This window comes from Micromonospora sp. KC213, from assembly GCF_004348325.1.
Classification (GTDB): Bacteria; Actinomycetota; Actinomycetes; order Mycobacteriales; family Micromonosporaceae; genus Micromonospora.
In genome coordinates this window covers 1-11372 of sequence record NZ_SMKF01000183.1, presented here as the reverse complement: position 1 = coordinate 11372, position 11372 = coordinate 1, and the positions used below count along the sequence as shown (strand labels likewise).

Below are 11372 nucleotides of genomic sequence, written 5' to 3'. Positions count from 1 at the left end.
AGGTGGGGGTGGGCCGGCAGGTCCGGTCCACGGCGGACGCGAGGTGCTCGTCGACCCGCAGAGTGGTCACATCAATCTCCGTCTGGGCAGGGGGGATCGCGCCGGCAGCGGTGACGGCGAAGGGCAGGGTGAGGTGGCCGGGCGGCCGGGCGTGGGCACGCGCGCGCACCCGCAACAAGCAAAGGGCACGACTCGGCTCTTCGCATCTTGAGAGGACCCAACGTGACGGAGGACACCTTAGGCATCAGGCGGGTCGATATCGGGCGTCACCCGAACGGATGGATTGGCCGCACGGGCAGTGGGGCATTAGCGGCGTGCGCATCGTCGGGCTGCCGTGCGACGCGCTCATGATCATGTGCCTGAAGGAGCGACATGCAGGTCTGGCCGGGCGAGCGCTACCCCCTCGGCGCCACCTACGACGGGATGGGCACCAATTTCGCGATCTTCTCCGAGATCGCCGAGAAGATCGAACTCTGCCTCTTCGACGAGTGGGACACCGGCGTCGAGCGTCGCATCGAGCTGCGCGAGGTCGACGCGTACGTCTGGCACGCCTACCTGCCCGGCATCGAGCCGGGCCAGCGGTACGGCTACCGAGTCCACGGGCCGTGGGACCCGGCCAACGGGCTGCGCTGCAACCCGCACAAGCTGCTGCTCGACCCGTACGCCAAGGCCGTCGACGGCGAGGTCGCCTGGGACCCGGCCGTCTACGACTACGAGGTGGGCGGCGACCCGGACCGGATGAACACCGCCGACTCGGCCCCGTACGTCCCGAAGTCGGTGGTGGTCAACCCCTACTTCGACTGGGGCAACGACCGGCCACCGCGCATCCCGTACCACCACTCGGTGATCTACGAGGCGCACGTGCGCGGGCTGACCATGCGCCACCCGGATATCCCGGAGGAACTGCGCGGCACGTACGCGGCCATCGCCTCGCCCGTCATGATCGACTACTTCAAGCGGCTCGGGGTGACCGCCGTCGAGCTGATGCCGGTGCACGAGTTCGTCCACGACCACCGCCTGACCGACCTGGGGCTGCGCAACTACTGGGGCTACAACACCATCGGCTTCTTCGCCCCGCACCACGGCTACTCCGCCCTGGGCCGCCTCGGTCAGCAGGTGCAGGAGTTCCGCGGCATGGTCCGGGCTCTGCACGCCGCCGGCATCGAGGTCATCCTCGACGTGGTCTACAACCATACCGCCGAGGGCAACCACCTCGGCCCGACGCTGAGCTTCAAGGGCATCGACACCCCCAGCTACTACCGGCTCTCCGAATCCGACCGGCGCTGCTTCGTCGACTACACCGGCACCGGCAACAGCCTCAACGTCCGCAACCCGCACTCCCTGCAACTGATCATGGATTCGTTGCGGTACTGGGTCACCGAGATGCACGTCGACGGTTTCCGCTTCGACCTCGCCGCCACCCTGGCCCGCGAGTTCTACGAGGTGGACCGCCTCTCCACCTTCTTCGAGGTGGTCCAGCAGGACCCGGTGGTCAGCCAGGTCAAACTGATCGCCGAGCCGTGGGACGTCGGCCCCGGCGGCTACCAGGTGGGCAACTTCCCGCCGCAGTGGACCGAGTGGAACGGCAAGTACCGCGACACCGTGCGCGACTTCTGGCGCGGCGAACCGGCCACCCTCGCCGAGTTCGCCTCCCGCATCTCCGGCTCCGCCGACCTCTACCAGGACGACGGCCGCCGCCCCTTCCACAGCATCAACTTCGTCACCTGCCACGACGGGTTCACCCTGCACGACCTGGTGTCGTACAACGACAAGCACAACGAGGCCAACGGCGAGTCCAACCGCGACGGCGAGAGCCACAACCGGTCCTGGAACTGCGGCGTCGAGGGCGACACCGACGATCCCGCCGTACGCGCCCTGCGGGCCCGGCAACGACGCAACTTCCTGGCTACCCTGATGCTCTCCCAGGGCGTACCGATGATCGGCCACGGCGACGAACTGGGCCGCACCCAGCACGGCAACAACAACGCCTACTGCCAGGACAGCGAGCTGGCCTGGGTCGACTGGGAACACGCCGAGGCCGACCTGCTCGACTTCGTCCGCCGGCTCACCGCGTTCCGCAACTCCCACCAGGTGTTCCGCCGCCGCCGGTTCTTCACCGGCCTGCCCGTCGGCGGTCGGGCCGCCGACTCCGGCCTGCCCGACCTGGCCTGGTACACCCCCGACGGCCGGGAGATGACCGGCGAGGACTGGGGCAACGACTTCGGCCGCGCGGTGGCCCTGTTCGTCAACGGCGACGGCATCCGCGAGCGCGGCCAGTACGGCCAGCGCCACCGGGACAGCTCCTTCCTGCTGCTGTTCAACGCCCACGACGCCGCCCTGGACTTCACCCTGCCCGGCGAGGAGTTCGGGCAGCGCTGGGAGCTGACCATCAACACCGCGGACCCGGACCCGGAGAAGACGACGGTGGTCGAGGCCGGCGCCGCGCTGACCGTCCCCGACCGCTGCCTGGTGGTGCTGGAGAGGACGAGTTGATGCCACCCACCCCCCGGGTCGGGTCGACCTACCGGGTGCAGATCCGCCCCGGCTTCGACCTGGACGCCACCGCCGGCCTCACCGACTGGCTGGCCGACCTCGGCGTCACCCACCTCTACAGCGCGCCGCTGCTCGCCGCCACTCCCGGCAGTCAGCACGGCTACGACGTGGTCGACCACCAAACGGTCAACCCCGAACTCGGTGGCGAGGCCGCCCGGCAACGCCTCGTCCGGGCGCTGCGCGCCGCCGGGCTCGGCCTCGTCGTGGACATCGTGCCCAACCATGCCGGGGTGGCCCAGCCGGCCGCCAACCCGGCCTGGTGGGACGTGCTGCGCCGGGGCCGGGACTCGGCGTACGCGGCCTGGTTCGACATCGACTGGGACCGCGGCCGGCTGCTGCTGCCGGTGCTCGCCGACGACCCCGCCGCCCTCGACGACCTGACCATCGTCGACGGGGAGCTGCGCTACCACGAACACCGGTTCCCGATCGCCGACGGCACCGGCGCGGGCACCGCGCGCCAGGTCCACGACCGGCAGCACTACGAGCTGGTCAACTGGCGGCGCGGCGACACCGACCTGACGTACCGCCGGTTCTTCGCCGTCTCCGACCTGGCCGGCCTGCGGGTCGAGGACCCGGCGGTCTTCGACGCCACCCACGTCGAGATCCTGCGCTGGGTCACCGCCGGTGACGTCGACGGCATCCGTGTCGACCACCCCGACGGCCTGCGCGACCCCGCCGGCTACCTGGCCCGGCTGCGCGCCGCCGCCCCCCACTGCTGGCTGATCGTGGAGAAGATCCTCGAGTACGGCGAGGAACTGCCCGACTGGCCGGTCGACGGCACCTCCGGCTACGACGCCCTCGCCGCCGTCTGCGGGCTCTTCGTCGACGGCGACGCCGAGGACGACTTCACCACCCTCGACGGCCGGCTCACCGGCCGGCACACCTCCTGGCCCGACCTCGTCCACGACACCAAACGGCAGGCCGCCACCCGGCTGCTCGCCGCCGAACTGACCCGGCTCGCCGCCCTCGCCTGCGAACTGGACCGCGCGGCCACCCGGGACGCCCTCGCCGAGCTGGCCGCCTGCTTCCCGGTCTACCGGGGTTACCCGCCCGAGGGTGCCCGGCACCTGGCCGCCGCCCGCGCCGAGGCGGGCCGCCGCCGCCCCGACCTCGCCGCCACCCTGGACGCGGTCACCGCCCGCCTGCGTGACCCGGGCCACGAACTGGCCGCCCGCTTCCCGCAACTGACCGGCGCGGTGATGGCCAAGGGGGTCGAGGACACCGCCTACTACCGGTGGAGCCGGTTCGTCGCGCTCAACGAGGTCGGCGGCTCCCCGGCGCACTTCGGGGTGCCGCCGGCGGAGTTCCACCGCTTCGCCGCCGCCCGGCAGGCCCGCTGGCCGGCGAGCATGACCACCCTGTCCACCCACGACACCAAGCGCGGCGAGGACGTCCGGGCCCGGCTCGCCGTGCTGTCCGAGCTGCCCGGCCGCTGGGCCGAGACCGTCAGTCGATGGATGTCCCGCGCGCCGCTGGCCGACCCGGCGCTGGCCCACCTGCTCTGGCAGAGCACCGTCGGCGCCTGGCCGATCGACCGGCAGCGCCTGCACGCGTACGCCGAGAAGGCCGCCCGGGAGGCGTGCACCTCGACCAGCTGGGCCGACCCCGACCCCGCCTTCGAGCACCAGCTGCACGCCCTGGTGGACCGGATGTACGACGACCCGGAACTGCACGCCGAGATCGGGGCGTTCGTCGACGAGATCACCCCCGCCGGCTGGTCCAACTCGCTCGGCCAGAAGCTCGTGCAGCTCGCCATGCCCGGGGTGCCGGACACCTACCAGGGCACCGAGCTGTGGGAGAACTCCCTGGTCGACCCGGACAACCGCCGCCCGGTCGACTTCGCCGTACGCCGGGGGTTGCTGGCCCGCCTCGACGCCGGCTGGCGGCCCGCGGTGGCCGCCGACGGCGCGGCGAAGCTGCTGGTGGTGTCGCGGACGCTGCGGCTGCGCCGCGACCACCCGGAACTGTTCACCGGCTACCGGCCGGTGCCGGCCCACGGGCCGGCCGCCGCGCACGCCGTCGCCTTCGACCGGGGCGGCGCGATCGTCGTGGCCACCCGGCTGCCGCTGCGGCTGGCCCGGGACGGCGGATGGCGCGGAACCCGGCTGCCGATTTCCGGAAACACTGTTACCGACCTGTTCACCGGTCGCGCCTACAGTGGGTCTGAGCTGCTGATTGATGATGTGCTCGACACCTATCCCGTCGCCCTGCTGGCTCCCAGCGAATCCGTGGAGGACGCCGCATGACCGAGTTCACGGTGTGGGCGCCCGAGGCCGCCCGGGTCCGGCTGCGGTTGCCGGGCCACACCGACCGCGAGATGCGCCCCGGCCCGCAGGGTTGGTGGCGGGTCGAGGTGCCCGGGGCCGGCCCCGGCACGGACTACGCGTTCCTGCTCGACGACGACGACCGCGCGCTGCCCGACCCCCGCTCGGCCTGGCAGCCGGACGGGGTGCACGGGCCCAGTCGGCTCTACGACCACTCGGCGTTCGCCTGGACCGACCAGAGCTGGACCGGCCGGCAACTGCCCGGCAGCGTCCTCTACGAGCTGCACGTCGGCACCTTCACCCCGGAAGGCACCTTCGACGCGGCGATCGCCCGCCTCGACCACCTGGTCGACCTCGGCGTCGACATGATCGAACTGCTGCCGGTCAACGCCTTCAACGGCGAACACAACTGGGGCTACGACGGCGTCTGCTGGTACGCCCCGCACCAGCCCTACGGCGGGCCGGACGGACTCAAACGCTTCGTCGACGCCGCCCACGCCAAGGGACTGGGGGTGATCCTCGACGTCGTCTACAACCATTTCGGGCCCTCCGGGGCCTACGCGCCGATGTTCGCGCCGTACCTCACCGAGCAGAGCAACACCTGGGGCCGCACCGTCAACCTCGACGGCCCGCACTCCGACGGCGTCCGCCGCTACATCATCGACTCGGTGCTGATGTGGCTGCGCGACTACCACGTCGACGGGCTGCGGCTCGACGCCGTGCACGCCATGCCCGACAGCCGCGCCACGCACTTGCTGGAGCAGGTCGCGGCCGAGGTGGAGGCGCTCTCCACGCACCTGGGCCGGCCGCTGTCACTGATCGCCGAGAGCGACCTCAACGATCCCAAACTGATCATTCCGCGCGAGGCCGGCGGGTACGGCCTGCACGCCCAGTGGAACGACGACGCCCACCACGCCCTGCACAGCCTGCTCACCGGCGAACGGCAGGGCTACTACGCCGACTTCGGCTCACTGGAATGCCTCACCGACGTGCTCACCGGCGCGTTCTTCCACGCCGGCACCCACTCCAGCTTCCGCAACCGGGTACACGGGCGGCCGGTGGACCGGCAGCGCACGCCGGGGCACCGCTTCGTGGCGTACCTGCAGAACCACGACCAGATCGGCAACCGGGCCACCGGTGACCGGATCTCCGCCACCCTCTCGCCCGCGCTGCTGCGGGTCGGGGCGGTGCTGCTGATGACCGCGCCGTTCACCCCGATGCTGTTCATGGGGGAGGAGTGGGCCGCCAGCACACCGTGGCAGTTCTTCACCAGCCATCCCGAGCCCGAGCTGGCGGTCGCCGTCCGCGACGGGCGCAAGCGGGAGTTCGCCGCGCACGGGTGGGATACGGCGGACGTGCCCGACCCCCAGGATCCGCAGACCTTCGTACGTTCCCGGCTCGACTGGGCGGAGCTGAACAAGCCCGAGCACCGGGAGATGTACGAGTTCCACCGCCGGCTGATCGCGCTGCGCAAGAGCCGGGCGGACCTGTCGGACCCCCGGCTGGATCGGGTGGAGGTGCGGCACGGGGACCGCTTCCTGGTGATGCGGCGCGGAGACTGCCTGGTGGTGGCGAACCTGGCGACCCGGGCACAGGGGATCTCGCTGCCGGGGACGGTGCGGAGGGTGCTGCTGGCCACCGGGGAGGGCGTGACGGTGATGCGCGACCGGGTGCAGCTGCCGGGGGAGACGGCGGCCATCGTGGCACTGTGACCTGCTCGGCGAGGTGCGGCCGGGGCGACACCCGGCAGCGCCGACGGCGGACAAGGCCGCACTCCTTCCCGCCGTCGCCCTCGCCTGGGAAGGCCCTCGCGCGTCTGGGCAGGAAGGCCGGCCGCGGGGCCTGACGCCGCGCGCCGTCGGGGCGTGGGTGGAACACACCGGGTACGCGCGCGCATCGGCGTGCCTGTCGGTGCCGTCCGTCGGACGAGCATTCCTCGGTTATGAGTCGCGTCGTGGACGCATCTTTCGGGATCAATGGCGAGCGATATATATTGTTAAGCCATTAGCCCGCATTCCTGATTATGCAACATTCCCTCACGTTTTCGGGATTTCTTCGCGGCGAGTGCTGAGCCCGGGAGGCCGCAGTGCAGACAATCATTCGCAAAAAGGCGACCCGAAGGGCTGTGCTCGTCGCGGCTGTCGCTGTTGTCGTCGCCGTGTCGGCTGCTCATCCGTCTGGTGCCGCCTCGACATTGATTGGCGGCGCCGCCGATCAGAGTGGGCTCGTCGACGCCGGCCGGCAGGGGGGCACCGTGGACGGGGGAGCGCTGGTGCGAAACACCGGCGAAGCGGCGCGGCTGATCAGGTTGCGGACTCGTACCTTTGATCCGATGACGCCGGACGGGCAGCGAACCCGACCGCAGCATCCGCTGCAGGCCACGCGTGGCGCAGCGTACCTCGTGCAGTTTGTGGCAGCGCCGCACGACCGCGAACGGGACGCACTGCGGCGGCTCGGTGCGCGGATCGGCGCCTATCTTCCTGATGCCACGTACGTCGTGCGCATGAGCGACACGACCCGTCGGCAGGTGCAGCGGTTGCCGTTCGTGCGATGGGTGGGCCCATACGATCCGGGTGACAAGGTCGAGCGTGCAATGGTGCCGGGCTCGACCCACCGGTACGTCGTCACGTTGGTCGAACGTGACGCCGCCGACCAGCGCGCGGTGGTCCAGCGGATCGCTGCCCTGGGCGGCGTCGTGCACGGCGCGTCGGCGAGCCGTCGGATGATCGAGGCGACGCTCACCCCCGAGCAGGTGGTCGCTGTGGCGCATCTGGCTGCGGTGCTGGCTATGGATGTGTCGACGACGCCGGACGTCGACATGGACAACGCGCGGGCTGCGGGTGGCGCGAACGCCATCGAGGCCGCGTGGGGGTACGCGGGTCAGGGCGTGCGGGGCGAGGTGATGGACGTCGGGCTACGGACCACGCACCAGGAACTCGCCGCGAAACCGCCGATCATCCACGCCGGGAACACGACGAATGTCACGCACGGCACCTCCACGTACGGACAGATTTTCGCCTCCGGAGTCGACGCGACCGCGCGTGGCTTGCTGCCGGAGGGGCAGGGCATCTTCGCCGCCAACTCTCTGGTGCCCGACCGGTGGGCGCACACCGCCCAACTCGTCGACCCGGCGGGACCGTATCGTGCGGTGTTCCAGTCCAACAGTTGGGGCAGTGCGCTGACCTACAGCTACAACGCCACGTCGGCGGCGATGGACGACATCGTGTTCGACCACGACATCCTGATCTGCCAGTCGCAGGGGAACACCGGCAACCGCAGCGGCCGGCCGCAGGCCTGGGCGAAGAACGTGCTCTCGGTGGGTGGCGCGTTCCACTACGACACGCTGTCGCGCGTCGACGACACGTGGAACGGTGGGGCGGGCATCGGCCCTGCGGCCGACGGCCGGATCAAGCCGGATCTGGTGAACTACTACGACGCGGTCCACACCACCGCGGGCACCAGCGACACCGCGTACACCGCGACGTTCACCGGCACCAGCGCCAGCACCCCGATCACCTGCGGTTACGCCGGGCTGGTGTTCCAGATGTGGGCCGACGGTGTCTTCGAGGGCGGCCCCGGGTTGGACCGCGACGTGTTCGCCTCCCGGCCGCACGCGTCCACCGCCAAGGCGCTTCTGATCAACTCTGCGGATCAGTACCCGTTCACCGGGACGACGCACGACCTGACCCGGATGCACCAGGGCTGGGGAACGACCAGCGTCGCCAACCTGTACGGGCGGGCGCAGGCCAACAACTGGACATTGCCCGTCCTCGTCAACGAGACCGTGTTGCTGCAGGCCGCCCAGACCGCGACGTACACACTGACCAGTGACGGCACCGAGCCGCTGCGGGCAACGCTGGTGTACACCGACCCGATGGGGTCGCCGTCGGCGGCGCGGGCTCGCGTCAACGACCTGACGTTGAAGGTGACCGCTCCCGACGGCACCACCGTCTACTGGGGAAACAACGGGCTGACTGCCGGGAACTGGTCCACCGCCGGGGGCGCGGCCAACACGATCGACACGGTGGAGAACGTGTTCATCCAGGCTCCGGCGGCCGGGACCTGGACCATCCAGGTCGTCGCCAGTGAGGTCAACGCCGACGGGCACGTGGAGACCGTGGCGACCGACGCCGACTTCGCTTTGGTCGTCACCGGCTGAATACGACCCGGCGCGCCGGCAGGGAATCCACGACCGCTATCCCTTGTCCATATACTGCATTCGTGACAAGTTTCGGGGTGATTGCCGGCTTTGCCCTCTTGGTGTATGCGGCGCCGCTCGTCACGCCGCCCCGGTCGGCGGCCGTCACCCTCACCATTGCGCAGGCCCCGGTGGGTGAGCTGACGATCACCGTCCCGGCCGTGGTCAGCCTCGGTGGCGGCCCGCCCGGCGGCACGATCAGCCAGCAGATGGGCGCGGTCACCGTCCGCGACACCCGCTCGGCCAGCCCGAACACCTGGGCCGTCACCGTCACGGCAACCGCGTTCACCACCGGCGCCGGCACGCCCGCGCAGACCATTCCCACCACCCGGGTGTCCTACTGGTCCGGACCCGCCACCCGTGCCAGCGGCGGCGGCAGTCTCGCCCCCGGGCAACCCACCAGCGCGCAGGCGCAGACGTTGACCGCCCCGAGGACCGCCTTCCGCAAGATCTCCGGCAACGCCCCGAACCGGGTCAGCTGGCAACCCACCCTGGTGATCTCCATCCCGTCCGGCGCGGCCACCGGTCTCTACTCCGGGAGGGTCACCCACTCCGTCTCCTAGCACGCATATCCTGTTTACCCCCTTTCATCCTGGTTGTCGTGTTACAAGGTTCCCATGAAGAAACTCGTTCCCGCCTTGTGCCTCACCGCGGTTGCCGTGGCAGCCACCGCCACCGCCACGCCGGCGTCGGCTCAGCCGTCCGCAGATACCACCGTCACGTTCACCGTGGCCACCGCGAATCTGAACATTGAGGTGCCGGCTTCGGTCAACCTCGGTTCGGCGTTCCCCGGCCAGACCGTGACCGGACAACTGGGCACCGTGACCGTCCGGGACGAGCGCGCGGCCGCGAGCGCCACCTGGACCGCGTCGGTCGTCGCCACCCAGTTCGACACCGGCACCGACGACCCGAGCCAGGTCATCCAGCCGCAACTGGTGGAGTACTGGTCTGGCCCGGCCACCGCCACGACCGGCACCGGGACGTTCGTGCCCGGCCAGCCCACCCGCGCCGACCGGGTCGCACTCGGCGTGCCCCGCACCGCGTTCTCCAAGACGTCCGGCTCGGGTAACAACACGGCCAGTTGGAACCCGACCCTGGAGATCACAATCCCGCCGAGCGCCGTGGGCGGTCTCTACAGCGGGACGGTGACCCATTCTGTCTCCTAAGCGCAGCACGCTTGCGGCATTCGCCCTCGCCGCCGCCGTCCTGGCGCCGGCGGGGGCGTACGCCGACGGCCGCCGGCCAAGCCCGTCACCCGTACCGCCGGGGCCGAGCGTCGGCGTCAGCGTCCGGCTGCTGGACGCGCCGGTGAGCCGCCGCGACGACCCCCGCGCGCATCACTACATCGTCGACCACGTCAACCCCGGCACGACGATCCGCCGCCGCGTCACCGTGCAGAACGTCGCCACCATCCGGCGGCAGATCGCCATCTACCCGGCTGCCGCCACCATCAACAAGGACCGGTGGGACGTGGCCCCCGACCGGACCGCCAACGAGCTGTCCAGCTGGATCAGCGTGGACCACGACCGGCTCAAGCTGCCCCCCGAACAGGAAGCAACCGTTCTGGTCACCATCGCGGTGCCCAAGAATGCCTCCGCCGGGGAGCGTTACGCCGTGGTCTGGGCCGAAACCGCCAGCCCAGGTGAAGGAACGGTCCGCCAGGTTGGCCGCGCCGGCATCCGTATCTACCTGTCCGTCGGCCCCGGCGGCGAACCCGCCTCCAACTTCACCATCAGCGACCTCACCGGCACCCGCACCGACGACGGCACGGCCATGCTCACCGCACAGGTACGCAACACCGGCAAACGCGCCCTCGACCTCGACGGCAAACTGACCCTCACCGACGGACCCGACGGGCTGTCCGCCGGCCCGTTCAAGGTCGAAGCCCCCACCCTTGCCCTCGACGCCACCACCACCATCCACGTCCCCATCGGCCAACAGCTACCAGACGGCCCATGGACCGCCCACCTCGAACTCGGCAGCGGCTGGACCCGACGCACCGCCACCGGCAGAGTCACCTTCACACCGCCGGGCGCCGCGCCACCCACCCAGGCCAACAACAGCAAATCCATCCTCATCGGCGGGCTGGCCGCCTCCGGACTCGTTCTCACCCTCCTGCTCGGCTACACCACCCGCCAACGCCTACGCGCCCGCCAACCACTGCTTAGATAGCTGTGGCAGCCCGCCCAGCTCACGTTCGTCGGGCGCGTCGGGTGGTGCTGTTGGCCGCGGGGTGAGGGCGTGACGGCGATGCGGAACCGGGTGCGGCTGCCTGGGGTGACGGCAGCGATCGTGGCACTCTGACGCGCTCGGCGAGGTGCGGCAGCGGCACACCCCGGCAGCCGACGCCGCACTCC

Annotated in this window: 7 protein-coding genes; all 7 read left to right on the top strand. The window is 70.7% G+C overall.

What is annotated here, in order from left to right; all coding sequences use genetic code 11:
- The first annotated feature begins 372 nt into the window (after positions 1-372).
- Entirely contained in the window at positions 373-2493 is a 2121-nt protein-coding gene (gene glgX, locus E1166_RS25925; RefSeq protein ID WP_132342559.1) for a glycogen debranching protein GlgX, read from the top strand.
- Positions 2493-4799 carry a malto-oligosyltrehalose synthase gene (gene treY / locus E1166_RS25920; protein ID WP_132342558.1) on the top strand — a complete coding sequence of 769 codons (2307 nt, stop codon included), beginning with the start codon at positions 2493-2495 and terminating at the stop codon, positions 4797-4799. The genes glgX and treY overlap by 1 nt, the downstream gene beginning before the upstream one ends.
- Positions 4796-6529: a malto-oligosyltrehalose trehalohydrolase gene (treZ, locus tag E1166_RS25915; RefSeq protein WP_132342556.1), complete on the top strand. Its 1734-nt coding sequence runs from the start codon at positions 4796-4798 to the stop codon at positions 6527-6529. The genes treY and treZ overlap by 4 nt, the downstream gene beginning before the upstream one ends.
- Before the next feature lie 791 nt (positions 6530-7320).
- Entirely contained in the window at positions 7321-8976 is a 1656-nt protein-coding gene (locus E1166_RS25910) for a S8 family serine peptidase (RefSeq protein WP_243710518.1), read from the top strand.
- A gap of 62 nt (positions 8977-9038) precedes the next feature.
- Positions 9039-9578, top strand: coding sequence for a hypothetical protein (locus E1166_RS25905; protein WP_132342553.1), 540 nt, complete (start codon positions 9039-9041; stop codon positions 9576-9578).
- A gap of 54 nt (positions 9579-9632) precedes the next feature.
- Positions 9633-10181 carry a hypothetical protein gene (locus E1166_RS25900; RefSeq protein ID WP_132342552.1) on the top strand — a complete coding sequence of 183 codons (549 nt, stop codon included), beginning with the start codon at positions 9633-9635 and terminating at the stop codon, positions 10179-10181.
- Between the two features lie 142 nt (positions 10182-10323).
- Positions 10324-11187, top strand: coding sequence for a hypothetical protein (locus E1166_RS25895; protein ID WP_132342550.1), 864 nt, complete (start codon positions 10324-10326; stop codon positions 11185-11187).
- The last annotated feature ends 185 nt before the right edge of the window (positions 11188-11372 follow it).